The following is a 26,266-nucleotide window of genomic DNA, read 5'->3' on the forward strand; positions in this document are numbered from 1 at the left end:
GACACATTTAAACAATTGGAATATTATTGATGCAAGTAGTCGCTTGCATTGCGTACTCAGCTTTCTGTATAAAGAAAGGAGGGGCAAAAAAATTAACCAATCCAAGAGCAGCAGCGAGCGGCTTTTGCGCGCCGTCATCGATCTGGTGGCGGAGAAAGGTTATCACGGCGTTTCCACCAAGGAAATCGCGGCCGCCGCGGGAGTAAACGAAGTGACGTTGTTTCGCCAGTTCGGAAGCAAGCAGAAGCTGCTGGAGACGGCATTTCATCATTTTCATTACTCCGAAGTGATGACGAAGCTGTTTCAGGAGGAGCTTGTAGGGGAGCTTTATCCGGACTTGCTTCTGATCAGCAGATCTTACCAAAAGACGATGAACCGCAACCGGAAAATCATCCAAATCGCTCTCAAAGAAAGCCATATTTTTGCCGAATTTCAGGAAAAAGCGAACAAACACCCGCAGAAGCTGAAAGAACTGCTGACCGGTTACTTTAATGCCATGCAGGCAAAAGGGAAAATGATTTCGACGAATTCGGAGCTGCAGGCTTTGACCTTCATGTGGATGAACTACGGTGCGTTTATAAGCAATCTCAATGCGGACGACTCGGTTTTTCCTTCTGCCGAAATGGAAGCATTTATCGAAGAGAGCGCAAGGACGCTCACTAGGGCGTTAACCCCCTAGTTTTTTTAACCGGCCAATGCAAGTAAGTGCATGCATTCATTTATATGTGTTTGATTCGAAAGGAGATATCCAACATGGAAACGGAAATCCGGCAGTATGCCGCCGAAAAGTTGCTGCGCGTGTTGATGTTTACTCTTACTTTGTCCGCGATGAGCGCGTTTATGTTCAACATCGTTATGCCTCAGATCAGGGAGGAATTTCATCTTACGGTCGCGGAAGTGAGCTGGATTTCTTCGGCTTACGCCCTCATTTACGCGATAGGTGCGGTCGTTTACGGGAAGCTGGCGGACAGCTTCAAGCTGAAAAATTTGCTGACGTTCGGGCTGCTGCTTTTTGCCGGAGGATCGCTTATCGGGCTCATATCCCAAGCCTATTGGACGGTCCTTGTCGGGAGATGCCTGCAAGCGGCGGGGGCGGCAGTCGTCCCGGCGACAGCGAATCTGATTCCGGTCCGCTATTTCGCTCCGGAGCGCAGAGGGGCGGCGATCGGCACGGCCGCGGTCGGTTTGGCGCTGGGGAATGCGCTGGGTCCGGTCGTCTCTTCATTGATCGTCAGCTTCGTCCATTGGCGCTGGTTGTTTTGTCTTCCTCTGCTTATTTTGATCACCATCCCTTTTTACCGCAAATATTTGGGGGATGAACAAGGCAGGCCGGCATCTTTGGATTGGCTTGGCGGGGGCCTGTTGACCGTTACGGTAGCGATGCTGCTGCTCGGCGTTACTTACGGGGCATGGCTGTTTATGGCCGGAGGGCTGCTCGTACTGGTGTTTTTTATTGTACGCATCCGTTCTGCGGCCGAGCCGTTTATTCAGCCGCGTATGTTTGGAAACTCAAAATATACGACAGGTCTCCTGCTCGTATTTCTCATTAGCGGGATCGGCTCTTCTCTGCCTTTTTTAAGCCCGCTGCTGCTCGCGAATGTCCATCGACTCCCATCCGGCTGGATCGGCTTTGCGATGGTTCCCGCTGCGCTGGCATCGGCTTTTCTCGGGAGAAAAGCAGGAAAGCTGGCGGATGCAAGGGGGAATTCGTTTGTATTTTGGCTCGCATCGGCACTGCTCACTGTTTGCTTCGTCCTGCTGTCGACGTTTACCGGCGCGTCGGTTTTATGGGTCGCCATCTTCTTCATTTTTGGCAATGTGGGGCAATCCTTCATTCTTATCGCCATGTCCAATACGATCTCAACAACATTGGCCAAGGAGAACGTCGGGGTGGGCATGGGAATTTTATCGCTGCTCAATTTTATCGCTGCCGGCATGGCTTCAGGCGTTTACAGCAGGATGGTGGACCTCGGCGCGACCATGCGCTGGAATCCGCTGAATTTCAATACGGACAGCATCGTTTTCAGCAATATTTATCTCGTTCTGGCTCTGATGCACCTGCTGATTTTATGGATTTACAGCTTGCGCTTCGGGGCCAAGACATCCGCCGCATTCGGCCCTTCAAACATTCATCATAAAACTTAAACTGAGAGATATTTGCAAAAAAATCCCCGCCCTTGGTTCGGCGGGGATTTTCATGCAGCGCCGGAAGCGGCTACTGCTGCCCCTCCTGGTCCTGCTTTTCGATATGGCCTTTGATGGCTGCCATCGCGTCTTCAGCGGCATCGTCGATCGGATCGTTCCCGTCCTCCACAATGTTCCGGCTGTCATATTGTTCGTTTTTATATGAAACCGGGGCATACACGTCTTTGTTTTCCATGATAGGCCTCCTTTTGCCGAATGACCCGATTATCATGTGTCAAAACGTTCACTTTTATGCGGGGTTGATGCGGAAATTTGCATATATGCGGGGACAAGACGAATCAATGGTTGTATAATAAAGCTGCAATCCTACAATACGGGTAAGGGGATCTTTGGAAAATGACAACTCTTGTTTCGGTGATTGGCACGGTATTTGTCGATTGCAAAGGCTTTGCCAAAGAAAGCTATAATCCGCTTGGGCGCAATCTCGGCAGCATTCAGTTCGTCCACGGGGGAGTAGGACGAAACGTTGTGGAAAACTTGGCGAATCTCGGTTTGCCCACCGCATTCGTATCTACCTTGGACGATACCGCTCTTGGCGAGGATATTCATAAGCGTCTGAAGGCGGCCGGGGTATCGACGGAATATTTGCTGCGCACGCCCAGCGAAGGGATGGGGATGTGGCTCGCCGTTCTGAACGAAAACGGCGACTTGGCCGGCTCGATTTCCCAAATGCCGAACCTCACGACGATGCAAAATCTCGTTATGCAGCGCGGCGAAGACATCGTTAAAAACAGCTCCCATCTTGTGCTCGAAATCGACCTGAACGCGGAAATTTCAAGCCGCGCGCTGGAGCTGGCTAAGCAGTGGAACAAACCGGTATACGGCATCCCCGGCAATCTGGACGTTATTCTGAAGCATAAGGAAATGCTCGGCGAACTGGAATGCTTCATCTGCAACGATGTCGAAGCGGAGAAGCTGATAAGCGGCGACTTTAACTCCTTGGATACGGACGGCAAAATCGCGGCGTTAGTCAACTACGTCGATGCCCACTCGCTGAAAGCGATGGTTGTCACCTTGGGGGAAAACGGTTCCATCTATTATGACGGAAAAACGAAGCAGTCCGGATACCAGCCTGTGTTCCCGGTGCAGCTCGTCGACTCCAGCGGTGCCGGGGATGCGTTTTTTTCCGGCACGGTGATGGGCCTTGTTCGCGGTTTGACGCTTGGCGAAGCGGTCATCTGCGGCACGAAGGTCGCCGGCTGGACGATTGAATCGAAGGAGAACAACTGCCGGGAGCTTCGGGAAAAAACGCAGCGGGACGCGATTTTTCAAAAGCTGCTGGTGAAATGAGAAAAAGAGCCCACGGGGGCTCTTTTTCAACTTTAAACGGCTGGGCGAATCGGTTTCTAAAGAAAAGACAACACCTCACTTAACGTTCGGATGATCCTGTATGGCTTCACTTGGGCAAAACGCTCCGGCACACCTTCTCCCTTATGATCCACCCAGATCCCCTTTATTCCGATGCGCTGCGGAGCGGCGATTTCCCATTCGAAATTGTCCCCGATCATCCAGGTTTCGTCTGGCTTGGCGTCCAGCTTCTCCAGTGCATACCGGTAAATCCGCTCGTCAGGTTTGCCGGCTCCGAACTCGCCTTCAATCAGGATGCAGTCGAATAGCTCGGCAAGACCGAAGCGCTCTACCTTGAAGCGCTGCGGCTTCGCGTTGCCGTTGGTGAGCAGCGCCAGCTTGATTCCTTTTTCCCGAAGCCGGCGTATCGTTTCGATAGCGTCCGGAAAAACGTAAACCGCCCGGTCCCGCTCGTCTCCGTAAGTTAACGCGACACGGGCTGCTATATCGGGATCATCAAGTTGAAATTTGGAAAGCACTGCAGAAACGATTTCCGTTCTCGCTTTAGGCAAATCCAATCTTCCGATACGATGTCTATCCGGGTCGCTCCAATACCATTTGGCGAATTGTTTCAAATGCGGCATAAGCTGTCCGATCGAAACCGGGGCGTCGGATTCGCGCAGATGAGCGCGGAACGCCGTAATCCAGCAGCCATCGGTGTCGATGCCATGATCGTACGCTAAGATTGTATCGTCCATGTCCAGCAAAATGGCTTTGGGCGGTTGACTTGTCATCGTACACTCTCCCTGATCGATGATGGATGAATATTTTTGCGAGGCATGGTAAAGACTAATATCAGCTAATACGTTCACGGAGGGATGCCCGGTGCATATTGTACTCGGAGGAGTTATCGGCGGCGGTATCGCAGCCATTTTGGAAGTATTGCAGGAACTGCTCTAAAAGAGCCTGATACATGTCAGGCCCAAAAACCAACGCCCTGCCTCGGAAACCCGAATAAGGGCGTTTTTTTGCTGTCGAATCATTTCGAACGAAGGGTATTTGCGGCGAAAGAAACGATGCAGTATAATCTTATAGGTGCCAAAACATCAGCTGGCGTATACGAATCTGCAAACATCCCGCATATAATACTCCTCGTTAATCTTGATCGCGTCGTTGGTGATTTCCGTAATAATGCCGCTTCCGATCAGTTCGGTTCCCATAAAGGCCAGTACGGGGGTTTGGTTGATGGCGGCAGTATGGAAATGAATGGCTTGCGTGAGCGGTTTAAAGCCCAGATATGTTTTTTTCTTCAACTAAAGTCACCTCGCGCTTTTATTCGACATAAATTTGTATTTTCCTCCATCTACATAGTAAAAAGTTCTACAACCGAGAAAAAACATCCAGAGAAAGGGAAGCCGCATGAAAGATACGAAAAAAATCATCCCGAAAGAAAAATGCGAAATCATCAGGCGGGAAATTGAATCCATCGTCAAAGAAATGGAAAGTCAGGAGAACCAGTTGGCGAGCTGATACCTCCGTCATGGCGGCGGATGAAATTCTGCCATATCAATTAAGCCGGAGAGTGATTTTGCTTGAAAAAAATATCCGTCGGCGTCCTTCTTACGGATCTCCGGCGCTTTTTGGCATGCCATTCCACTGGAAACCGCTTTTACGACTTGCCCAAAGGTTTGTCTGAGCCAGGGGAGACACCTGTGGAAACCGCCTTGCGGGAGTTGTTTGAGGAGACGGGACTTCACGCCGACAAAGCGGATTTAGCCGATCTGGGCGTTATCCCTTATAAACCGCAGAAAGATTTACATTTGTTCGCTCTGATCGTAAAGAAGCTTCCGGAGCTGGAAACGATGCGGTGCACATCATTTTTCGAACATCCGTACAGCAAAAAAAGGCTTCCCGAGGTAGACGGCTACCGCTATGTAATCTTCGGCGAAAAGGAACATTTCATGACGAAAAATATGGCGAAGGCGCTGGATGAGGCGCAAGCCAGGCTGCCTGCGGACCCGTTTGCAGGCGATTGAAATTTTGGATATGCTCGGATCAACGATGTGCATGGAAAAAACAGGTCTCCTCTCCTATGATAAAGGTGAAAGTTCCGGTATGGAATGAAAAAACCGTAATGCAAGGAGAGAACATATTTTGAAAAACGAGACTGTTGTAAGCGATGTCACTGTGATCGGCGGCGGTCTGGCCGGCGTATGTGCGGCCGTAGCTGCGGCAAGACAAGGCAGATCCGTCGCGCTTGTGCAAAACCGGCCGGTGCTGGGAGGCAACTCCAGCAGCGAGGTGCGCGTTTGGGTGTGCGGCGCAACTGCGCACGGCACGCAAAGGTACGCCCGGGAAACCGGAATTATGGGCGAAATGTTTGTGGAAAACCAGTATCAAAATCCGGACGGCAATCCGTATTTTTGGGATCTGGTCGTGCTGGAGACCGTGCGGGCGGAGCCGAATATCCGGCTGTTTTTGAACACCGACGTGCACGAGGTGGAGGCGGACGGCCCCGAAGAGGAGCGGACAATCCGTTCGGTGACCGGATGGATGATGGGCTCGGAGCGTCGCATCCGCTTCGAGAGCGCGATGTTTCTCGACTGCACGGGCGACGGGCTGGTCGGCTTTCTCGCCGGGGCGAAGTATCGGATCGGCCGCGAAGCGCGCCACGAATATGGCGAAGAATGGGCGCCGGAAGCAGCGGACGACATTACGCTCGGCAGCACGATTTTGTTTTATACGAAGGATGCCGGCCATCCGGTGCGTTTCGTAAAGCCCAGCTTCGCCAAAGACATTACGCAGACGTCGATTCCGATGCGCCGCGTCATCAAAAGCGGGCACTCCGGCTGCCATTATTGGTGGATCGAATGGGGCGGCGAGTTCGATACGGTGCATGACAACGAACGCATCCGCGACGAGCTGTGGTCGGCTATTTACGGCATCTGGGACTACATCAAAAATTCCGGAAGCTTCCCGGATGCGGAAAATATGACGCTGGAGTGGGTCGGCGCGGTACCGGGGAAAAGAGAATACCGGCGATTTGTCGGCGACTACGTGTTAAACCAAAACGACATTCTCGCCCAGGAGCCGTTCGAGGACCGGATCGCCTTCGGCGGCTGGTCGATCGACCTGCATCCGCCGCAAGGGATGTACGCGCAGGAAAGCGGCTCGAAGCATATGTATTCGGACGGCGTTTACCATATCCCGTTCCGCTCGCTGTATTCGGTCAACGTGCAAAACCTGATGTTCGCCGGACGCAACATCAGCGCCTCCCACGTGGCCTTCGGCACGACGCGCGTCATGGCAACGTGCGCCGTTATCGGCGAAGCGGCCGGCACCGGCGCTGCACTCGGCGTCAAGCTCGGCGTCTCGCCGCGCGAGCTGTACCGCAGCCACCTCGGGCTGCTCCAGCAGACGATGCTGAAGGCGGACGCCTCCATCATCGGTCTGGCGAGCACCGACGCGCTCGACCTGGCGCGGCAGGCCGCAGTGACCGCGTCCAGCGTATGCCGCCGGCTTGCCGTGGAGACGCCGGCCGAGCGCGTGCCGCTCACGCAGGCCGCCGGGCTGCTGCTGCCGGCTTACGGCGCGCTGGACGGCATCGAGCTGCTGATCGATGCCGGCAGCGACACCGTGCTCGAGGCGGCGCTGCACGACACCGGCCGCCCGGAAAACTACGTGCCGGCGGGCGAACGCGCCCGCGTGCGGGTAGCGCTTCGCGCCGGGGAGCGTCAGTGGGTGCGGCTGCCGCTGGCGTGGACGCCGGAAACGCCGCAAAATGCGTTCCTCACGATCGAAGCGAATTCGGACGTGAGCCTGTATACGTCGGCTGAGCCGATGACGGGTGTCCTCGCGTTCGGCAACAATGCGAAGCCCGAGGAGGAACATAAGCTTGAGGCGAAATCGATCAGCCAGCCTGTCGTACAGTGGAGCATGCGGAGGTTCGTGCGCAAGCCTTTTTGCTTCCGCTTGATCGGAGAAACCGCAGCTTATGAGGCGGCCAACGTTATAGATGGCTTTAACCGTCCCTACGGAGGCCCGCATATGTGGGTATCCGAGCCGATGGCTCTCGGGCGGGAGGAGTATGTCGAGCTTCGCTGGCGGCAGCCGATCGGCATAAACGAAGTGCATGTGACGTGGAACGATGACGTGAACGAAGATTTGATCAATCTTCATCACCATTTTACCCCGTTCGAAATCATTCCCGAGCTGGCGAAGGACTACCGGCTGGAAGCGTTCGCAGACGGCGAATGGAAAGCGGTGGCCGAAGTTAAAAGCAACCGCAAACGCAAGCGCGTTCATAACCTGGACCGGACGGTAACGGCGGAAAGGCTGCGCGTCGTCGTCGAAAGCACAAACGGCTGCCCGCGTGCGGAAATGGTGGAAATCAGAGTTTACGGCAATGAATAAAGCAGCGGCAAGTCCGGTCGCAAATTTGCAAGATGCGCTGCATGCATACCTATCCGGGCCTTGATCCGAAAAAACGCCAGCCGTCCCGGTCTCCGGGATGGCTGGCGTTTATTTTAAACCGTTATAAAATTGCAGAAAAATATCATCAAGCCGATGAAAAAGCCGTGTCCCATCTTTTTGCGGAGATGCTCGCGGCCCCGGTTCAGGCGGGACTTGACCGTCGTCACGGGAAGCCCGAGCTTGCCGGCGATTTCGATCAGAGACAGCCCTTCCAAATAATACAAAATCACAATCGTTTTGTATTTCTCGGACAGCTTCTCGATCACCTTCAGCATCTGCGCCTTCGTTTCCTTCTCGATGACGCGGTGCTCCGGCGTCGCTTCGTCGCTATGCAGCCGCGCATAGTAGTTCGCGTCCTCGTCTTCGGTAAATTCGGCGTCGAGCGAATAGACGTTTTTTTTCTTTTTGCGCAGCAGGTCGATGCACAAGTTTTTTCCGATCCGATAAATCCATGTGGAAAAATTTTGCGACTCGTCGAACCGATTCAAATTAAGGTAAACGCGAATGAACGTTTCCTGTACGATATCTTCCGTATCCAGCCGGTTGTGCAGCATTTTGTATGCGAGCCGCTGGATTTTCTCCTGGTACAGCTCCACCAGTTCGGCAAACGCATTGCGGTCGCCCAGGCGGGACAGTTTGATCAAATTCGTTTCCACATAGTTCATGACAGATCACCTGGCACTTGGCTTAATTTTTGTTATATTCTGATCATATCACGTTTCGGATGCGGAAAGAAGAGTATTTTGTCGATTACGAAAAGTAATTTGCTATAAAATAGGATTTTGCTCGAAACCGATTCGAATGCGGGCCCGAAAACGAAAAATGGAACCGTCGTCCGCCAGGTACGAATGGTTCCATTTCCTCTTATGTTTATTGTATTGACGGGTTTGCTGCTCCTGCAGCGTCGGCGACGTCCGCTCGACCGGCACGATGCCGTTCCAGCCGCCGCGCTTTGTTTCCGGATTCGGCCTGCCCTCGCGGATCTGCTTCAGGCGCATCTTTTTCGCTTTCGATTGGCTCATAGTTCGGTTCCTCCTGTTCATAGCCTGTCGCAAGCTGCTCTCAGACATAAATTCGTCATGTTTTTCGCTTTGTTATCGGATGCTTGCAAGGTATACTGTATTATAACATAGTTTTGCAAAGCTGCAGGAGTGTGAATGTATTGTCGAACGATATGATTTACTGGGTTATCATCGGGGCCGGCTTTGCGGCAACGGCCGTGCTGGCGCTCGTTGTAATGGCCAAAACCGGCAGGCTGTCCGTTGCCTTCGCGGTCTCGCTGCTTGCGGACGCCGTTATTTTCATAGGCGGTTCGCTGTGGTGGAACGGATTATATACAGGCGTGCAGCGAATGTTCGGTCTGTTCGGCTTTTGGATCGCTTTTGTCAATATTGAGGTGATCGTCTTTTTTGCTCTGTTTATTATGAAGAAACGACAGGGTTGACGGATTTTTCCTGAATTTGTTACATAACTGTAATTTGAATTTCATGCTCCGTTAATGTTCCTTGCCTATAATAAAACTCGACCCCCTTTTTTAATATATATCCTTTGAACGACCTGCGATCCGAGCGATTGCGGGTCTTTTTCTTATGGCTGCCCGAACTGTGCGGACGGAAATATTTTTCCGAAAATGGGGTACGGTAACCGTATGGAGGGATGCACATGAAAGTAAAGATCCCTAAAAATCACCCCCTAAATCCCCCCTAAGGGGGACCCCAGGCGCCACAAGCGCCCTGAACCCGCCCGAAGGAGGAGGTACTCGCTTCAAGTCCGCGTTTGTACGGCACGATTCGGCTGACGCTGAATTTCCTTGCCGAACACGCTTTATCATTCGATTCTGGAGAACAACAAAAAAAACCATATTCCTATTTGGGAATCTTTCTCATAAGTCAATGAGTAGGCAATTCCTCTATCTTTTGTTATGAACGCTCATAAGCATGGGCTTAAAATCTGGTAATTTTTATTGGTAATTTACGATATAATTTCTTGGTCCATACCTCATATCCACATAGCTTGGTACAGATTTCGTGTCGCTATCTCCTTCAACCTGATAATTAATGTTTTCGGGCTTGGCTAATTTAACAATGTAACGGCCGGGCTCTATTTTTTTTCCATTTGAACCAGTTTGATTCCACGGGATGGTAAAAGTATAACTTGATCTGCTTGGGATAGGTCTTGGAATTTGCGGAATAACATATCGATATACAAGTTGATCCTCCACACCTTCCGGTGCTGTATATACCTCCAAGGCCAAAGTGGTTGAAGGATCTACAAGCAAGTTATCGTTTGTTCTGTTGATCACAGAAAAAACAAAGTTATTCGTATTTTCAATGCTCAGTTGGTCCGAGTTTCGACGATACTCATCAGGAAGTCCCAATCCCACGCCTAAGGGAGTATAAACCGCATTAGCAGGGGATATATTATCATCCGGTCCATATTGAATTAGCTTATACTCATTGCTTGAAACAGTTATGAGGTTCAAGTGATCCGCCGCTTCCGACCCTGAAACAAAATCAACGTTAGCGCCCATAGCCTCTGCAAAAGCACGTAGAGGAATATAGGTTTTATTATTATAATTCAGAACAGGATTCTCGCTTGTATCTAAGACAGCTTGATTTCCTTTCACCTGAAATGTAATTTTGCTGGGGAATAAAATAGCTTGAATGCTATCGGAAGCTATAACGACCGTTGACATGGATAAAGCAGCCCCGCATAAAAGCCCCATCACAAATTTTTTCACAAGCCATCACTCCTTGGATTTTCAATTGATCAACATTAATAACGCTTTCGAAACAGTTTTTGTTTCACAAAAAAATCAAATTTGGGCTCTATACAAAAATAGTATTTGAAAAATCATAAAAGATTATGCGAACTTTAATAAAATTGAAATATGTTCGACCAATCCACCAGAGGGAATGAGAAATCCCTAATAATTTTACTGATCTTTTGCTCGATTTACTAGAGGTAACAACGTTACAAGTTATGGAAATCAATAAAAAACACAGTTCATATTGAAGACTTCTTCTATCGGCTATGCCCGATTTTTCGATCCATAGACGTATAAAGCCTATTACAAGATTTTCATATTGAATTCTATTATTTGATTTAATTCTCAAGGCAACCATCCATCTTACTGTTTTCAGCATTAATAAAAATGACCCGTGTTAGGTCACCTTTTTAAAGTGCCAACTCACAGGTCATCTTTTATTATTTTGATTTTTTAAACTGGACGAGCTCCGATGAACCACGGAGTGGAGGAAATGGCCCCAACCACCATGAAAAACGATACTGTCGCTGTGCTCCCAGGACTAATTTCACCGGTTTGAATTAAATCTACATATCTCCCACCATTGATCCAGTTTGCCAGATTTGTGTACCCGTACATATTAACAACAGGAAAGGCAAAAGACTCAGGTGATGAAATTACATTGGTCCCAAAATAGATATAGAAATTTTTTGCCTGACTAAAATCATTTCGCACTTTCATCGTGATACTATGTTGGATTCCGTAATTTCCAAGTATATAACCAGGATTTTGGCCAGAAACCCAAACCAAGTCACTGGTGCCGAAAATATCGTTGCTGTTGCCAGCAGCCATCCCATAAGCAATACCATCAGTAGTAGTAGGAGCAATGGTATCCAGATTAATCGTGAGATAAAAGGCCGAACCTACTCCTCTTGGTCTTCCTGTACCGTCGGAATCAGAAAATTCTGTAGCACCCGAGGAATTGCTGACGTAAGCTAAATCATAGAAGACAGCAGTACTAGCAGCTCCAGTACTACTATTCGTGATGTTGGTACGAGCGACAATGCCAACGTTATGCCCGGAGTTGACATTTTGTGAAAACAATGATCCCCATTGATTGGGAGCTATTTGGATCGATGTGGAATTTCCAGCAAAATAATCAGCCCATGCCTGTGTATCACTGAGTCCATTACCGTTGGTTTTTCCATAATTACTGGACGATACAGTGATAGAATGATTGTTAGGATTATAAATAAGGAGACAATGAGTGATAGTTCCTGGTGTTCCATTCTCGTGCCACAAATACACCTGACCAGCACCGTTGACGTATGCCTGATTAAGGTATCTACCTGCATCCGCCAGATCACTGGGACGAATTGTTTCTGGATTGTCGCAATAGAACAAATAGCCACCGCCTTGATATACAGTGCTATTTCCTTTTGGTGCTTTAATTGGCGAGCGAGCTGCTGCAGGTACATTATAAACAAACGATGCCATAGCGTTACCTCCATAAACTTCAATTCGTGGTGACTGAATTACCATTTACTTCTACGATACATTCTCATAATCTGTTAACTGGAATGAAAGATTGGCGCCAATCTCAAAATCAATGTATGAAAAACAATTTACATGCTCTTGGGGGAATAACATAGTAATTAAAAAAAGGGCTCAACTTTATAGATTCAAGAAAGAGAATACAGATATTAGAGAAATCCACTCCGTGTGTTAAAACAGATAGAATAATACCGTTTTGTGGGATTTAGGTTCATGTGTTTCAATAACTCTAAGTTCTCATTAACATCCTTCGTTTGAGGAATATCAACAGATATGGTGTTGAATGTCATTTTATTTGTTGGTGAATTCGCCAAAATGTCAATTATTGAATGACGGTAATATGAATCAATTAAAACCGTCTTTGTCTTAATAACGATCGTCTGATGACGTACAAGTAAGTCTGTCAAGGTACGCCCTGTACCTTGACAGCCGGAGCCATGCGCCAACACTGATTAAAGCCCAGCATTCATGTTGGAGTCGCCGCATGGCGAGTGATGGGGTGCAGGGGCATGCTCGCTGCATTTCCCCTTTGGGGGACGGAAGAGGGTTAATTCGGCACGCCAATGGCGGTTCCTATCTTTGATTCGTCACCGTCATTGTCGGTTCCGAAATCGCCGTCAGATAATGTGATTAACAAGGGCTAAGTTGTCCTGATGGTGACGGACAAGCCGTCCGCTTGTGACTAAGCGAAAGGGAGAATTACGATAATTCTCCGGCACCCAGAACAACGCAGCCGACGGACTACCAGCACACGGCTTTCCCCGTCTTCACTTGTAAGCTTCCGTTTCCTGTTCCCAATGATTCTAAGCTCTTCCCCGCAACAGGGAGAAGGTACCACTTCTGCACACCGAACAAAAAACGCCGGATGACTTCTCATCCAGCTCATACTTTGAAACAATGATCATGTTGAGTTCGGGATGCATCCCGTGAGCCTGTTGCCGCAGGTCCTTATCCATGGGAAGCATCCTTTTCCTTTTCTGAGATACGGTCATTATATTCAGCAACTCTCGGACAGGCAATCCCGCCAGCAATTGGGCATTATCTTCCAGTGGCAACAGAAATGAGAAGGCAGCCGCTTGTCCTAGGCCGCCGATTTATTAGACGTCATTTTTATCGTTGTCCAAGTAAAATATGAAATGGGTAATTTTTATGATGGTTTCAAAAACCATTCGAGAGCTTGATTTGACAAGAAGCTGAGGGAAATGTGATGATCGGTTGTATAGACTAACCTATTAACATGGAGAGGCCTACTTGACTCATGGCATCATTAAACTTTAACCCTCTGACTCTATCCAGCAGCGTGAAAGGAGCAGGTTTTCGGAGAGAAATAATGCCGCTCCTACTTGAACAGAATCGTTTCCTCAAACGACTTCTTATTTTTCAGAAGTCTCTCCGGTTGCAATGAGGAGAGACTTTTTACTTGCCCATTTCATTTCTTTACAGTTATATAAACGTATGGTAATGTAATGAGTGTCGAGAATAAATCTAATTGTCGGGGGGATCGTTATGGACGGAAAAATTTCGCATATTGACGGGCGCCATGTCGTTAGCTTCGAGCGGCATTTGAAGCATCCGGTGGAAAAAGTATGGAGGGCCCTCACGACTCCGGAGCAGATTGCCAAATGGTTAACCGCGCAGTCGGAGATGGACTTGAATGTGGATGGCCAACTTGCGTTTCGGTGGGAAAATGGAGATCTCGTACAGGGCAAGTTCACCAAAGTCGACCCGCCGTATGAGTTGGAGTACACATGGCTGGAGCAAACGTCGGGATACTCCGTGGTGCGATGGAGATTAAAGGACGATGGCGAAGGCTGTCTTCTTTATCTGACACATACCTTTTTCGAATCCGCCGTTGTCCCCGATTTTTTGGCGGGCTGGCATGTGCATCTTGAAGTGCTGGATGTCGTTCTGAATGATCAGTTTACCGTTTTCCCTTGGGAGCGCGTGAAGGAATGGCGCGAGAAATATGCTTCTTTTATGACCTGAAGGCAGGAGGAGGAAAAAGATGGAGACGCTCTCTATTCACCATCGCACGTTTATAAACGCGACGCCTGACAAAGTGTATGATGCGATTGCAACCGGAACGGGGTGGGATGCGTGGTTTACGCAAGGTACGACCGTCGATGCGAGACCGGGCGGAACGATTCATTTTCGGTTCAAGGATTTCGGACCCGACCATATTACGCTTGAGGATGGCGGAACGGTTTTGGAAGCGGTACCCGAAGAGAAGTTCGTTTATCAGTGGACACCGGGCGAATCGACGACGACGATTTCCTTCCAATTGGAAAAACTCGGTGGAGGGACTTTGGTTTCATTAGTGGAGTCGGGCTATAAACAAACCGACACGGACTTGAAGGCGTTCGCCGATTGCGCGGTCGGATGGGGAGAAGCATTGACTTTGCTTAAATATTACTTGGAGCATGGGGTTACGTACGGCGTCGTTCCGAGGCATCAATTGGAGAAGCCGATGACAGAGCAGTACACGAAACGAACGGACAATTTCACGAGACGCACAAGTGAGCTGGAGTAGAGATAATGACACCTAGAAATGTTTTTGAAATTTTGGCGGAACCGCACAGACGAACTATCCTGGACCTGCTTCGCATTCGCGAGCGTTCGGTGGGAGAGCTGGTGGACATATGCCGGTTAAGTCAGCCGGGAGTTTCCAAGCACCTTAGAATCATGCGGGAAGCCGGTTTGGTTGCAGTACGATCGGTTTCTCAAAAAAGCATCTATTCCATACGACCGGAGCCGCTTCGGGAAATCGACCAATGGCTGGAGTCGTATCGGCATTTCTGGTCCGAAAAGCTTGACGATCTTGAAGCCTTGCTCGATCGTGAGGAATAGTCGTTTCGCGTAAATGATCGCGACTTAAGCGAAGCCATGGGCGGAAGGTTGCCCTTCTGCCCGTGGCTTTATGCCGTCGGTTACCCGCGGCCGGAAGCCGTCTGCTGTTCATACTCCGTCAGCTGATGTTCGGCGGAATTCCACTTGATATTCGTGATGAAGGAGCCGATAAACCCGAATACGACGAGCCGGGCAACGACCCAACGCCAGTTCACGGCGCCCTGCGATAACCATTCAATGGCGGAGAACAGCACTGTCGCAAGCAGCCCCCAAGTGATCAACCCGTTCAGCAAAACGTATCTTTTTCTGCCCAGTTCTCTTCTTTTGCGCCAAACGGCCGCTTTTTTTTCGTTCATACGTATCCCCCCGGAAGTAAACCTTTCACCATATGACTATATCATAAACGGACGCAAAGGAAAAAGCGCCTCCCCGAAAAAGGAAGGCGCCTTGAATGACTGGGAATCTAGGATTCGAACCTAGGCATGACGGAGTCAAAGTCCGTTGCCTTACCGCTTGGCTAATTCCCAACGCAAACATAGTATGACCCGTTTTTTAAAGCAATATGTACTTAAAAAAAAAAGAAAATACCTATAATTGCTAAAATGACTTATAATATACATGTTCTGCATATCGATCCCTCGGGGGAAAAGGGAGCTTTTCATGAGACGTTTATTTCAGTTTTTCGCCGCAATGCTGCTGCTCACCGCTCAGCTTGCCGTTTTTGCAATGCCTGCCGGCGTTCAGGCAGCAGCGTCGACCGGGTATAAAGATGTGCCGGCCGACCATTATGCAGCTAAAGAAATCGCCAAATTATCGCAAAAGGGGATCGTCGAAGGGACGGCGGACGGCGTATTTCAGCCCGACGAGCCGATTACCCGAGGAGTTGCGGCATTATGGCTGAGCAAGGCGCTGAGCCTGCCGAAGCCCGCTTCGTTAAACGGCTTTTCCGACGTTGCTCCCGGCAGCAGTCTGGCTCCGGCGGTCAACGCTTTGAAAGAAAAAGGCGTTGTTCAGGGAGATCAGGGCAAGTTCTCGCCGGACGCCTTACTGACCCGTGAACAGATGGCCAGCCTGCTTGTGCGCGCTTTCCAGCTTAAGGACAACGGCCTCAACGTCTGGTTTAAGGATGAAGCGGCGATCGGCTCCAGCCACTACGACGATGTCGTCCGGTTGAAGCAAAATTTCATTACCGAGCAGTCCGAATATATGCCGAAAAATCAGGTGACGCGCGCGCAGCTCGTATTGTTTTTAAACCGGGCGATGCCGCAAAGCGAACAGAACGGGCAGGAAATACCGCTCACAGACTTCCTGCGCGGTTCCGACCGCACCGGTTACGACGTTTCGCCGAACGGCAAGCTGACCGCATACGTGCAAACGTACAACAACCATAACCAACTGTATGTAAAAAAAGCCGGGGAAGACGAGGGAACGCGTGTAACGCGTTTGGAGAAACGGGAAATCGTCGGGTTTTTCTGGTTTAGCGACGAAAGAATCGTTTACATGACCGACCTGTACGGCACGGAAAATTTCCATATCCATTCAGTGAACGCCGACGGCACGGAGGATAAGGACTTGACTCCTTTTGATGGCAAGCGGGCCGAATTGATGGACAATATCTCCTATTTGGACGGCCATGAGGACGATCTGCTCATCCGCTTGAATAAAATATCGTCCCGATTATTCGATGTGTACAACCTGAACACGAAAACGGGGGAGCTCAAGCTGGTCGTAGAAAATCCGGGCAATGTGACGAGCTGGCTTTCCGATATTTACGGCAGGGTCAGAATCGCCATGGCTACCGAAGGGACCGATACGAAAGTTTTGTACAGAGACAAGGAAACGGGGCCTTTTACGCCGTTGTTAACGGCTAGCTTCGGAGATTCGTTCATTCCGGTGCAGTTCTCGCTTGACGGCAGCGAGCTGTATGCCCTCTCCAACATCGGCCGCGATAAGCTCGCTCTGGTCAAATTCGGCCTCAATACGAAACAGATCATCGAGACGATTTACGAAAACAAAGACGCGGACGTGACCGATTTCGTTTTTTCCTATAAAAAGAAAACGATTCTCGCGGTGGAATATGAAACCGATAAGCTTCATTACCATTATCTCGACAAAGAGTTCGAAGAGTTGAATAAGGAAATTTCCGATAAACTGTCCGGACAGCAATTTGTCATTTTGGGCAACCCGCTGCCTGATACGAAGGTCAAGCTGAAAACGATCAGCGACGTTTCCGCGGGGACTTATTATTTTTATAACCGCAAAACGAAGGAGCTGGAAAAAATCGCCGATGTCAGGCCATGGCTGGACAAGAGCAAAATGGCGGAAATGAAGGCGGTCTCGTACTCGTCGCGCGACGGATTGACAATCCACGGATATTTGACCGTACCGAAAGGTGCGGAGCCGAAAAATTTGCCTGTCGTCATGCTTCCGCATGGCGGTCCGTGGTTGAGGGACTCGTGGGGCTTCGATCCGGAGGTGCAGCTGCTCGCAAGCCGCGGCTATGCGGTGCTGCAGGTGAACTTCCGCGGCTCGACCGGGTACGGCAAGGCGTTTTTTAACGCCGGCAACAAGCAATGGGGACAAACTATGCAAAACGACATTACCGACGGGGTTCAGTGGCTCATTCGCGAAGGGATCGCCAATCCGAAAAAAATCGCTATCTACGGAGCTTCGTACGGAGGGTATGCAGCGCTCGCGGGCATGACTTTTACGCCCGACTTGTATGCGGCGGGAGTCGATTATATGGGGCCTTCCAGCTTGACGACGTTCCTGGACTCGATGCCGCCTTATTGGGAGCCGGACCGCGGCGTGATGTACGCGCGGGTGGGAGACCCGGAGAAGGATAAGCAGATGATGGACGCTTATTCTCCGGTGCTGCACGTCGACAATATTAAGGCGCCTATCCTGTTTGTGCAGGGAGCCGACGATCCGAGGGTGAACAAAAAAGAGTCGGATCAGATGGTCATGGCATTGCGGAAAAACGGCATCGATGCCTCTTATATGATCAAAAACGGCGAAGGACACGGCTTTCGCAGCCTGGATAACCGCATCGACTTTTATACGGCGCTGCTGAAGTTTTTGGACAATCATTTGAAAAACGGCAATTGACGCGTTCCGGAAGTCCGGTGAACCGCCGGACTTCTTAATTTTTTGCGAGGTGAACATTTTGCAATGAGCAAGGTACTTATTTTTTCGCTGCTGTGGTGGGTGATCGGCAATCCGTTTGTGGCGCTTCTGGTGCTGCTGGTCATCCTGTATGTGCTTGACAGGAGGTTTGTCGGGATGACGCCTAGCGTGGTCAGGCCCTTTGCGCTGCGGCGCAAGCTGTCGGCGCTGCGCACCGACCTGAGTCTGAATCCGCACAACCGGTCGGCTAAGCTGGAGGCGGCGCGCGTACGGATGGAGCTGAAGCAGTATGCGGAAGCGAAAAAGCTGCTGGAGGAGCTGGCCGATGCCGATGACGGATCGGCGGATGTGCTGTGCGAGCTGGGGATATGCTGCTTGAAGCTCGGAGAGGCCGAGCGCGGCGAGCAGTTGATCGTCAAGGCGCTGGAGCTGAACCCGCGGGTCAAGTTCGGAGAGCCGTATTTGCGGCTCGGGGAGGCGTTTGCGGGCAGCGACCCGGAGAAGGCGATCCGCTATTTGAAGCAGTTCGGCGAGCAGCATTCGTCGTCGTGCGAAGCGTATTACCGGCTCGGCAAGCTGTACAAACGGCTTGGCCGGGAAGACGAGGCGCGCCGCGCGTTTCGCGAGACGATCGATATTTATCGGGGCTTGCCGAAATATAAAAAGCGGACCGAACGCCGCTACGCGCTTCTGGCCCGCTTTCAATAATGACATCATTGCACCCGTTCCGGGGAAAATGGCGATAAGTCCAAGGCGGGCTGATCGCCGTCCAACAGCCCTGCGACCAGCTTGCCGGTGACCGGCGCAAGCAGGATGCCGTTGCGGAAGTGGCCTGTCGCGAACGTCAGGCCGGGCGCTTCCTGCAGCTGCCCCATATAGGGCAGGCCGTCCGGCGTGCCCGGGCGCAGCCCGGCCCACGTCGAGACAAATTCAGCGCCGCTTAAGGCCGGAAGCAGGGCGGTGGCCCGCCGGTGCAGCTCGCTAACGACCGATACGGTCGTTTTTTTATTGAACCCGGCTTCCTCCTGCGTCGCGCCGATGAGCAGCGTGCCGTCCTGCTTCGGAACAATATAGCAGCCTTTTGTGAAAACGGTGCGCACGATCGGCGGTGCATCGGTTCGCACCGAGATGCACTGGCCGCGCACCGGAAACAGCGGCAGCTTGACGGCGAGCGGCTCCAGCAGCGCAGGGCTCCAGGCTCCCGCGGCCAGCACGGTATGGTCGGCATACAGATCGCCGTCCGTCGTTTTGACGCCGGTGACGCGGCCGTCCCGCACGATGAGGCGCAGCGCCGGCGTCCATTCGCGGGCCTCACAGCCGATCCTGCTCAGGGCGGCGCGCAGCGCGTTCATCAGGTGGATCGGATGCACCTGATGGTCGCGGCCGAAATACAGCCCGCCCCGCGCCGCGTCGGCGATCGCCGGCTCCAGGCTGCGAGCATCCGCGCCGTCGATCCATTCCGCGTTCCGTATCCACGGAAGACGGCTTCTCAGCTCCGCCTCGTCTTCTTCCGTCAGCGCGACGCGCACGATGCCTTGCTCTATGTATTGCGGCGATACGCCGCTGATTTCCTGCAGCTCCCGCGCCCACTCCCGGTACATTTGCTGGCTGGCTGCGCACAGCTCGTAAAACGGGCCGGGATGGTGAGTTTCCACCTGGGCGCCGAGCATGCCCGCCGCTGCAGTGGACGCCTCCTGTCCGAGCGCGCCTTTGTCCAGCACGGTCACGTGCATATTGCGCTTCGCCAGCTCCAGGGCGACGGTGCAGCCGATAATGCCGCCGCCTATAACGATTGCGGACGTAGATCGATTCATGTGAAAAGCCTCCTCGGTGTATGAGTGCTGCTATCGAGTGCGGCCCGGAATAAGGCCGCCTGCCGCCCCGGATCGGCATGGAAAAAAACGGATGACATGACGGCGATGCCGGCCGCCCCCGTGGACAGCACTTCGCCGACCTTGTCCGGCTCGATGCCGCCGATCGCGATGACCGGGACGTCCACAGCGCGTACGACGTCCGCCAGCGCCTCCGGGCCGCGCGGCGCAAGCCCTTCCTTCGAGCCGGTCGCGTAGACGTGGCCGAAGATCACAAAGTCGGCGCCGGCGGCCTGCGCCTCTTCCGCCTCGGCCGCGGAGTGGACCGAGCGGCCGATCCGCGTGCCGGCCACAAGCATTCGCCGCGCCGTCGCCGGCGGCACACTCGCGTAGCCGAGCTGCACCCCGGGCGCATCCACTGCGGCAGCCGCGTCGACGCGATCGTTAATGTAGATGCGTGTGTGCGGCAGCGCTTCGGCCAGTGCGTGGTGCCAGCGCATGATGTCGCGCGCGGTGCGGTGTTTTTCACGGATATGCACGACGTCGATCAGCGCGGAATCGCAGCGGCTAAGGACGGCAAGCGTCTCCTCCAGCTCCTGCCGCCCGGTCGTCACCAAATGCAGCGCGTGTTTACGCATACCAAGCTCCCCATCTTGTCTAATCATGTTGCCTACATCATAGCAAGCGGGGAATATATTCGTAAAGCGGTTTGCCGAGCTTTCATAAAAAGTTCATCGGCTTGACGCTGCGTAGAGCCCAAGCTAAACTGGAATTTAGAATGCAAAGAGCACGAAACGCAAAGGGGACTTCGCAAATGACGCAACCATATAAAGCGCTGACGATCGCAGGCTCGGACAGCGGCGGCGGCGCGGGCATCCAAGCCGATCTGAAAACGTTCCAGATGCTCGAGGTGTACGGCATGTCCGCGATCACGGCGATCACGGCGCAGAATACGCTCGGCGTCCACGGCATCTACGATATTCCGCTCGAAGGCATCGAAAAGCAGCTCGACGCCGTCATCACCGACATCGGCGTCGACGCTGCGAAAACCGGCATGCTGTCGCAGCCGGAGGTGATCGAGCTCGTCGCGGCGAAAATCAAGCAATACGGCGTCAGCCGCTTCGTCGTCGATCCGGTGATGGTCGCCAAGGGCGGCGCCTCGCTGCTCGCGCAAAGCGCTCAGGATGCGCTGCGCACGCTGCTGCTGCCGCTGGCTGCGGTGGTCACGCCGAACATTCCCGAGGCGGAGGTTATTACCGGCAAGAGCATCGCGACCCTCGCCGATATGAAAGACGCGGCGAAATGCATCGTCGAGCAGTTCGGAGCGCGCGCGGCCATCGTCAAGGGCGGGCACATGGAAGGCGAGCCGACCGACGTGATGTACGACGGCAGCGAGTTTCGGCTGCTGACGGCCGAGCGTTATGAGACGCGCCACACGCACGGCACGGGCTGCACATTTTCCGCCGCAATCACCGCCGGGCTGGCGAAGGGGCAGCCGCTTGCCGCCGCTGTGGAGACGGCCAAAGCTTTTATTACGGAAGCGATTCGGGACGAGCTCGGAATCGGCGGCGGACACGGGCCGACGAATCATTGGGCCTACTGGCGCAAAATGCAGCGGTAACGGAGGGACATAAGGTGAGCTACGAATATTTGATGCAGTCGGTGCTGCTGATCTTTTTGCTGATCGTCACTTTTGCCGCCGTGCTGCTTTGGGCGAAATGGAAAAAAAGGAAACGGAGATCTTAACCCATGTACTACGTTAATCAACAGCAAATTGACGAACGGCTGTCGTTTATCCCGTGGATCTGCGACGTGCTGGAGAAGCTCGCGTCCGGCTGGTCCGAGACCGATCCGATTCAGCACTGCGCCCAGGAGCGGGCGCTGCATCTTGCGATCGAGACGGTCACCGATGTCGGAAGTCTTCTGATCGACGGCTTCATGATGCGCGATGCGAGCAGCTACGAGGATATTGTCGACATTTTGGCGGGTGAGGGCGTCTTTACCCAGGAGGTAGCGGGCGTGCTGACGGAGCTAGTCAAGCTGCGCAAGCCGATGGTGCAGGAGTACATCGGTTTTCCGCGGGAAAAGCTTCAACCGGTGACGCCGAAGCTGCCGGCCGTCCTGAAGCGGTTTGCCGAAGCGGTCCCGGTATTTATACGCAAAGAAATGGTGTAGCGCCAAAATTTACGTATTTTCGAAACATATATGTTTGTTAATTTACTTATTTGTCCGAATCGGGTAAAATGAAAATAATTCGAGGCTGCAGATATTTCGACACAAAGGGGTGACCGCATGAACCAGGAGCAGGATTCCTCGACACGCAAGCTGATTTTGACGATGCTGAAAACGAGAGCTTCCATGACCGTTAACGATATGGCCAGGGAGCTGGGGATTACTGAAATGGCCGTGCGTCGCCATCTGAATACGCTGGAGAGAGACGGCCTCATCGAGTCGAAGCTCGTCCGGCAAGCTATGGGGCGGCCTACGCATTTGTATTCATTAACCGAGCAGGCGGACGACTTGTTTCCGAAGAAATATCATCATTTGACTCTCGATCTGCTGGGGGAACTGGCGGCGGAAGCCGGGGAGGAGCAGGTTGAACGGCTTTTCGACAAGCGCAAGGAGAAGCTGATCAGCCGTTACGAGGGCCGCATGGAGGGCAAAGATCTTGAGGAGCGGGTGGCCGAACTCGCCGAGATCCAGAATGCCAACGGCTACATGGTGCAGTGGGAACGCGGGGAAAGCGGCGATTACGTGCTGAAGGAGCACAACTGCCCGATTTCGCAAGTGGCGAACCAGTACAATCATGCCTGCACCTGCGAGCTGACGATGTTCGAGCATTTGCTGAAAGCGGACGTCGAGAGGACCGAATGCCTCGCCAAGGGCGGCACGAAATGCGTTTATATCATTCATGATAATAAATAACCCGTTTTGCATGCTTTGGTCGATTGCGGAGCATGCAAGGCGGGTTTTTCTTTGCGATGCATGACAGCTGTTTATAAATGAGCAATCGGGAAGAAATGTGCGCCGGAAAGAACTGATAAACTTAAAGTGCACATAACAGCACGAACTCAAACAAGGCGAAATGACGAGAGGAGGATTCATTTGACGAATTTAGCGCTTCCCCAAATTGTTTCCGAAGAGGAATGGCAGGCAGCTAGCAAAGATTTGCTGGAGAAGGAAAAGGAGGTTACCCGCGCGTTGGACGCGCTCGCCGCGGCGCGGAGAAGGCTGCCGATGGTCCGGATCGACAAAAATTATGTTTTTGAGGGTACGGAGGGCAAGGCGAACTTGCTTGATCTTTTCGACGGACGGAGACAGCTCATCGTATACCACTTCATGTTCGCGCCGAGTTGGAATGAGGGCTGCGTGGGCTGCTCGATGCTGGTTGACGGAATAGGCCATCCCGCACATTTGCGCGCGCGCGATACCTCGCTGGTACTCATTTCCCGCGCGCCGCTGGATAAAATCGAACCGTTCAAGAAGCGCATGGGCTGGACGATACCATGGTATTCCTCGTATGAAAGCGATTTTAACTATGATTTCGGGGCATCGACCGAGAAGGGCGAGGTTTCCTGCCTTAGCGTTTTCCTCCGCGATGGCGACAGCATCTATCGCACCTACTTTACGACGGATCGCGGCACCGACAGGCTGAACGCCAATTTCAATTATCTCGACCTGACGCCGTTCGGCCGGCAGGAGGCATGGGAGGATTCGCCCCAGGGCTGGCCGCAATCGCCACCTTACGTTTGGTGGCGTCACCATGATAAATACGAATACTCTAAGGGCACGGACTCCTGCTGCGGTTCGGGAGAGGTCCGTTAAGCTCTAACGGGTGCGTTAGTTGAACAATACAGCGGCAGCCTGGAACTTTATTTTCGCGTTCCGGGCTGCCGCTGTCTCTTTGATCAGGGGCAGGTATCATATACTCGAAAAATCAAGTATATCGACCTGCTTCCGTCTTTGATAAGATACGAATTGTGAAAACGATCCTGATCGGTCAGGAAAAAAATGAGGAGGTAATAAAATGAAAAACGTGAAAAAAGTAATCAAAGCGACTGTATTTAGTGTGGCGGCTTCCGCAATGTTGTGTATTCCGGTCGGCGCGCAAACGCCCGAAAGAAAGCCGGTTGACAGCGAGATTATTTTGCAAAATCTCGCCAGTGCGCCTATTACGTGCGGAAGCATCGCCCGACCTTGTCCTTGGTGATCTTAGAATCGTTAAGGAGCCTCATAAATTGATAGGTAAACTTGATCATTGAACCAACGTTTAGCTCAACAAACCAGCGGCAGTCCGGGACTTTTTATCTCGTCCACGGCTGCCGCTGCTTTTATCGTCGGGGCCTGCGCAGCGCTACACCATCCGCTCCAGCAGCCGCTTCGCTTTTTCAGTAACCCATGCATAGTTGCCGCTGTGAATTTCCTTCAAATTCACAAGCGAGCCGCCAATGCCGAGGCCATAACATCCCGCTTCGATGAACTGGCGGATGTTGTCCTCGTTTACGCCGCCGACGGCGACCATCGGGATATGGTTCAGCGGCCCTTGCAGCTCCTTCAAATAGCCGATGCCGAGACTGGCGCCGGGAAAAATTTTCACGGCGGTCGCGCCGGCCTTCCACGCCTTCACGATCTCCGTCGGCGTCATCGCGCCCGGGAAAACGGGAACGCCTTGCTCCACGCCGTAACGGATCACGTCCTCGTCCAAGTTCGGCGTCACGAGATACGATGCTCCGGCGGCGATCGCCTTCTTGGCGTCGTCCAGATCGATAACCGTCCCGGCGCCTATATACATCTGCTCGCCCATTTGATCCTGCAGGCGGCGGATCATGTCCAGCGCCCCCGGCGTATTCATCGTCACTTCCATTGCCCGGATGCCGCCGTCATACAGCGCTTTGGCCAGGTTGTCCATATGCGCGTCTTCTACGCCCCGGACGATGGCGATAATGCGTGTTTTTTCAATCAAAGCAAGCCCTTGCTCTCGGTTCATTTCTCCACCTCGTCATTTATGTATAGGTCTATTATGCCATTCTTTTCTTCCGTTGCAAACTATGTTAAGCTCTAAAATGGACGGAATCCATATGTAAGCGGCATCTTTTGCATGCCGGATGGAAATAGATAGAATAACGGAAGGGGAATGATCCGAATGAGTGAATTCGAACCGGTCAGACTGACCTCTTTATCCAGCAAAGGAGGCTGCGGCTGCAAAATCGGCCCGGCCGATTTATCCCAGGTGCTCCGGCAGCTGCCGGCAGCCGAGCCGAACCCGAACCTGCTTGTCGGACTGGATACGAGCGACGACGCAGGGGTGTACCGCCTCAGCGACGATTTGGCGCTTGTGCAAACCGTCGACTTTTTCACGCCGATTGTGGATGACCCTTACTCCTTCGGGCAGGTGGCTGCGGCGAATGCGCTCAGCGACGTGTACGCGATGGGCGGCAAGCCGCTGACGGTGCTGAACATCGTCGCGTTCCCGATCAGCAAGCTGGACAAGCGCATTTTGGCGGAAATTTTGCGCGGAGCGGCGGATAAGGTCAAGGAAGCGGGAGCGACGCTGGTCGGCGGCCATTCGATCGACGACAATGAGCCGAAGTTCGGCCTGTCCGTTACCGGGCTTGTTCATCCGGCACGGGTGAAAACGAACGCAGGGGCAAGACCCGGCGACAAGCTGATCTTGACGAAGCCGATCGGCGTCGGCATCATGACGACATCGATCAAGAAGGGAGCTTTGAGCCCCGAAGAGATCCAGCGCGTCACCGCGGTAATGACGACACTGAACAAAAAAGCGGCCGAGATTATGGAGCCTTACGACGTGCATGGCGCCACGGACGTAACCGGCTTCGGACTGCTCGGTCACGCTTCGGAGATGGCCAAGGGCAGCGGCGTCGGCATCCGCATCGGCCGCCGTCAGGTGCCGGTGCTGCCGCACGTCAGGGAGCTGGCGGAAGCCGGCTTTGTGCCCGGCGGCACGAAAAACAACTACGCCCACCTCGAAGGAAGCGTCACCTTCGCTCCGTCGCTCGATCAGATCGAGCAGTGGATTTTGTGCGATGCGGTGACGTCGGGGGGCCTGCTCATCTCGGTGGCGGCGGACAAAGCGGACGCCCTGCTTGGCGATTTGCTTAAGGCGGGCGTAGAAGCGGCGATGATCGGCGAAGTGGTTGCCGATCACCCGGGGCAGATCGAGGTATTGGACTCGATCTGATTTTGAAGGCACGGT

Annotated in this window: 29 protein-coding genes and 1 tRNA gene; 17 read left to right on the plus strand and 13 right to left on the minus strand. The window is 52.6% G+C overall.

What is annotated here, in order from left to right; genetic code table 11:
• The first annotated feature begins 43 nt into the window (after window positions 1-43).
• Window positions 44-679 carry a TetR/AcrR family transcriptional regulator gene (locus MYS68_RS05050; protein ID WP_248924778.1) on the plus strand — a complete coding sequence of 212 codons (636 nt, stop codon included), beginning with the start codon at window positions 44-46 and terminating at the stop codon, window positions 677-679.
• Between the two features lie 74 nt (window positions 680-753).
• Window positions 754-2,145: an MFS transporter gene (locus MYS68_RS05055; protein WP_248924779.1), complete on the plus strand. Its 1,392-nt coding sequence runs from the start codon at window positions 754-756 to the stop codon at window positions 2,143-2,145.
• 70 nt (window positions 2,146-2,215) lie between these two features.
• Here MYS68_RS05055 and MYS68_RS05060 read toward each other — a convergent pair whose 3' ends face one another.
• The gene (locus tag MYS68_RS05060; protein WP_248924780.1) at window positions 2,216-2,380 is read right to left on the minus strand and encodes a hypothetical protein; all 165 of its coding nucleotides are present in this window, start codon (window positions 2,378-2,380) and stop codon (window positions 2,216-2,218) included.
• Between the two features lie 161 nt (window positions 2,381-2,541).
• Between MYS68_RS05060 and MYS68_RS05065 the strand changes: the two genes are divergently transcribed.
• On the plus strand, window positions 2,542-3,495 hold the full coding sequence (locus MYS68_RS05065) for a carbohydrate kinase family protein (RefSeq protein ID WP_248924781.1): 954 nt from the start codon (window positions 2,542-2,544) through the stop codon (window positions 3,493-3,495).
• A 56-nt stretch (window positions 3,496-3,551) separates the two neighbouring features.
• Here MYS68_RS05065 and MYS68_RS05070 read toward each other — a convergent pair whose 3' ends face one another.
• Complete coding sequence (locus tag MYS68_RS05070; RefSeq protein ID WP_248924782.1) at window positions 3,552-4,286, minus strand: HAD family hydrolase; 735 nt, start codon at window positions 4,284-4,286, stop codon at window positions 3,552-3,554.
• Window positions 4,287-4,598: 312 nt separating this feature from the next.
• A complete protein-coding gene (locus MYS68_RS05075; protein ID WP_248924783.1) occupies window positions 4,599-4,805 on the minus strand; it encodes a hypothetical protein in 207 nt (68 codons plus the stop codon).
• A gap of 279 nt (window positions 4,806-5,084) precedes the next feature.
• On the opposite strand from MYS68_RS05075, the gene MYS68_RS05080 reads away from it, so the two are divergent.
• Together MYS68_RS05080 and MYS68_RS05085 are read left to right on the plus strand one after the other, a co-directional pair.
• Window positions 5,085-5,528 (plus strand): NUDIX domain-containing protein, encoded by a 444-nt coding sequence (locus MYS68_RS05080; RefSeq protein ID WP_275983430.1) that lies wholly within the window; start codon window positions 5,085-5,087, stop codon window positions 5,526-5,528.
• Between the two features lie 118 nt (window positions 5,529-5,646).
• Entirely contained in the window at window positions 5,647-7,905 is a 2,259-nt protein-coding gene (locus tag MYS68_RS05085) for an FAD-dependent oxidoreductase (protein ID WP_248924784.1), read from the plus strand.
• Between the two features lie 113 nt (window positions 7,906-8,018).
• Here the strand turns inward: MYS68_RS05085 and sigW are convergent, their stop codons facing one another.
• Together sigW and MYS68_RS05095 are read right to left on the minus strand one after the other, a co-directional pair.
• The gene (gene sigW, locus MYS68_RS05090; protein WP_248924785.1) at window positions 8,019-8,630 is read right to left on the minus strand and encodes an RNA polymerase sigma factor SigW; all 612 of its coding nucleotides are present in this window, start codon (window positions 8,628-8,630) and stop codon (window positions 8,019-8,021) included.
• A 102-nt stretch (window positions 8,631-8,732) separates the two neighbouring features.
• Window positions 8,733-8,987 carry a hypothetical protein gene (locus MYS68_RS05095; RefSeq protein ID WP_248924786.1) on the minus strand — a complete coding sequence of 85 codons (255 nt, stop codon included), beginning with the start codon at window positions 8,985-8,987 and terminating at the stop codon, window positions 8,733-8,735.
• 140 nt (window positions 8,988-9,127) lie between these two features.
• Here MYS68_RS05095 and MYS68_RS05100 point away from each other — a divergent pair, with 140 nt between their 5' ends.
• Complete coding sequence (locus tag MYS68_RS05100; RefSeq protein ID WP_248924787.1) at window positions 9,128-9,409, plus strand: hypothetical protein; 282 nt, start codon at window positions 9,128-9,130, stop codon at window positions 9,407-9,409.
• 516 nt (window positions 9,410-9,925) lie between these two features.
• Here MYS68_RS05100 and MYS68_RS05105 read toward each other — a convergent pair.
• From MYS68_RS05105 to MYS68_RS39040, 3 genes are all read right to left on the minus strand, one after another.
• Window positions 9,926-10,705, minus strand: a complete 780-nt coding sequence (locus MYS68_RS05105; protein WP_248924788.1) for a stalk domain-containing protein — start codon at window positions 10,703-10,705, stop codon at window positions 9,926-9,928.
• Window positions 10,706-11,185: 480 nt separating this feature from the next.
• Complete coding sequence (locus tag MYS68_RS05110; protein WP_248924789.1) at window positions 11,186-12,208, minus strand: hypothetical protein; 1,023 nt, start codon at window positions 12,206-12,208, stop codon at window positions 11,186-11,188.
• Window positions 12,209-12,947: 739 nt separating this feature from the next.
• Entirely contained in the window at window positions 12,948-13,151 is a 204-nt protein-coding gene (locus MYS68_RS39040) for a DUF6431 domain-containing protein (protein ID WP_420852092.1), read from the minus strand.
• A gap of 620 nt (window positions 13,152-13,771) precedes the next feature.
• On the opposite strand from MYS68_RS39040, the gene MYS68_RS05115 reads away from it, so the two are divergent.
• The 3 genes from MYS68_RS05115 to MYS68_RS05125 are packed head-to-tail and all read left to right on the plus strand — an operon-like array spanning window position 13,772 to window position 15,112.
• Window positions 13,772-14,251 carry an SRPBCC family protein gene (locus MYS68_RS05115; RefSeq protein WP_248924790.1) on the plus strand — a complete coding sequence of 160 codons (480 nt, stop codon included), beginning with the start codon at window positions 13,772-13,774 and terminating at the stop codon, window positions 14,249-14,251.
• A 19-nt stretch (window positions 14,252-14,270) separates the two neighbouring features.
• The gene (locus tag MYS68_RS05120) at window positions 14,271-14,795 is read left to right on the plus strand and encodes an SRPBCC family protein (RefSeq protein WP_248924791.1); all 525 of its coding nucleotides are present in this window, start codon (window positions 14,271-14,273) and stop codon (window positions 14,793-14,795) included.
• 5 nt (window positions 14,796-14,800) lie between these two features.
• Window positions 14,801-15,112 (plus strand): ArsR/SmtB family transcription factor, encoded by a 312-nt coding sequence (locus MYS68_RS05125; RefSeq protein ID WP_248924792.1) that lies wholly within the window; start codon window positions 14,801-14,803, stop codon window positions 15,110-15,112.
• 80 nt (window positions 15,113-15,192) lie between these two features.
• On the opposite strand, the gene MYS68_RS05130 is transcribed toward MYS68_RS05125, so the two are convergent.
• Complete coding sequence (locus MYS68_RS05130; RefSeq protein WP_248924793.1) at window positions 15,193-15,468, minus strand: hypothetical protein; 276 nt, start codon at window positions 15,466-15,468, stop codon at window positions 15,193-15,195.
• A 99-nt stretch (window positions 15,469-15,567) separates the two neighbouring features.
• Window positions 15,568-15,639 (minus strand) — tRNA-Gln (locus tag MYS68_RS05135).
• Between the two features lie 133 nt (window positions 15,640-15,772).
• Between MYS68_RS05135 and MYS68_RS05140 the strand changes: the two genes are divergently transcribed.
• Together MYS68_RS05140 and MYS68_RS05145 are read left to right on the plus strand one after the other, a co-directional pair.
• Window positions 15,773-18,220 carry a S9 family peptidase gene (locus MYS68_RS05140; protein ID WP_248924794.1) on the plus strand — a complete coding sequence of 816 codons (2,448 nt, stop codon included), beginning with the start codon at window positions 15,773-15,775 and terminating at the stop codon, window positions 18,218-18,220.
• Window positions 18,221-18,283: 63 nt separating this feature from the next.
• The gene (locus tag MYS68_RS05145; RefSeq protein WP_248924795.1) at window positions 18,284-18,946 is read left to right on the plus strand and encodes a tetratricopeptide repeat protein; all 663 of its coding nucleotides are present in this window, start codon (window positions 18,284-18,286) and stop codon (window positions 18,944-18,946) included.
• A 5-nt stretch (window positions 18,947-18,951) separates the two neighbouring features.
• Here the strand turns inward: MYS68_RS05145 and thiO are convergent, their stop codons facing one another.
• Window positions 18,952-20,052, minus strand: coding sequence for a glycine oxidase ThiO (thiO, locus tag MYS68_RS05150; RefSeq protein ID WP_248924796.1), 1,101 nt, complete (start codon window positions 20,050-20,052; stop codon window positions 18,952-18,954).
• A complete protein-coding gene (locus tag MYS68_RS05155; protein WP_248924797.1) occupies window positions 20,049-20,687 on the minus strand; it encodes a thiamine phosphate synthase in 639 nt (212 codons plus the stop codon). Before MYS68_RS05155 ends, thiO begins: the two co-directional genes overlap by 4 nt.
• A 176-nt stretch (window positions 20,688-20,863) precedes the next feature.
• On the opposite strand from MYS68_RS05155, the gene thiD reads away from it, so the two are divergent.
• The 5 genes from thiD to MYS68_RS05180 all read left to right on the plus strand — a co-directional run bounded on the left by thiD (window position 20,864) and on the right by MYS68_RS05180 (window position 24,259).
• Window positions 20,864-21,670 carry a bifunctional hydroxymethylpyrimidine kinase/phosphomethylpyrimidine kinase gene (gene thiD, locus MYS68_RS05160; protein ID WP_248924798.1) on the plus strand — a complete coding sequence of 269 codons (807 nt, stop codon included), beginning with the start codon at window positions 20,864-20,866 and terminating at the stop codon, window positions 21,668-21,670.
• Window positions 21,671-21,798: 128 nt separating this feature from the next.
• Window positions 21,799-22,224 (plus strand): DUF86 domain-containing protein, encoded by a 426-nt coding sequence (locus MYS68_RS05165; protein ID WP_248924799.1) that lies wholly within the window; start codon window positions 21,799-21,801, stop codon window positions 22,222-22,224.
• Window positions 22,225-22,341: 117 nt separating this feature from the next.
• Window positions 22,342-22,974 carry a helix-turn-helix transcriptional regulator gene (locus tag MYS68_RS05170; RefSeq protein WP_248924800.1) on the plus strand — a complete coding sequence of 211 codons (633 nt, stop codon included), beginning with the start codon at window positions 22,342-22,344 and terminating at the stop codon, window positions 22,972-22,974.
• Window positions 22,975-23,148: 174 nt separating this feature from the next.
• Entirely contained in the window at window positions 23,149-23,874 is a 726-nt protein-coding gene (locus tag MYS68_RS05175; RefSeq protein WP_248930822.1) for a DUF899 domain-containing protein, read from the plus strand.
• A 202-nt stretch (window positions 23,875-24,076) separates the two neighbouring features.
• Window positions 24,077-24,259, plus strand: coding sequence for a hypothetical protein (locus MYS68_RS05180; RefSeq protein ID WP_248924801.1), 183 nt, complete (start codon window positions 24,077-24,079; stop codon window positions 24,257-24,259).
• 144 nt (window positions 24,260-24,403) lie between these two features.
• Here the strand turns inward: MYS68_RS05180 and MYS68_RS05185 are convergent, their stop codons facing one another.
• Window positions 24,404-25,036 carry a bifunctional 4-hydroxy-2-oxoglutarate aldolase/2-dehydro-3-deoxy-phosphogluconate aldolase gene (locus MYS68_RS05185; protein WP_248924802.1) on the minus strand — a complete coding sequence of 211 codons (633 nt, stop codon included), beginning with the start codon at window positions 25,034-25,036 and terminating at the stop codon, window positions 24,404-24,406.
• A 156-nt stretch (window positions 25,037-25,192) separates the two neighbouring features.
• Between MYS68_RS05185 and selD the strand changes: the two genes are divergently transcribed.
• Entirely contained in the window at window positions 25,193-26,251 is a 1,059-nt protein-coding gene (gene selD / locus MYS68_RS05190; RefSeq protein ID WP_248924803.1) for a selenide, water dikinase SelD, read from the plus strand.
• Window positions 26,252-26,266 lie beyond the last annotated feature (15 nt).

This window comes from Paenibacillus hamazuiensis, from assembly GCF_023276405.1.
In the GTDB taxonomy this organism is placed as follows: Bacteria; Bacillota; Bacilli; order Paenibacillales; family NBRC-103111; genus Paenibacillus_AF; species Paenibacillus_AF hamazuiensis.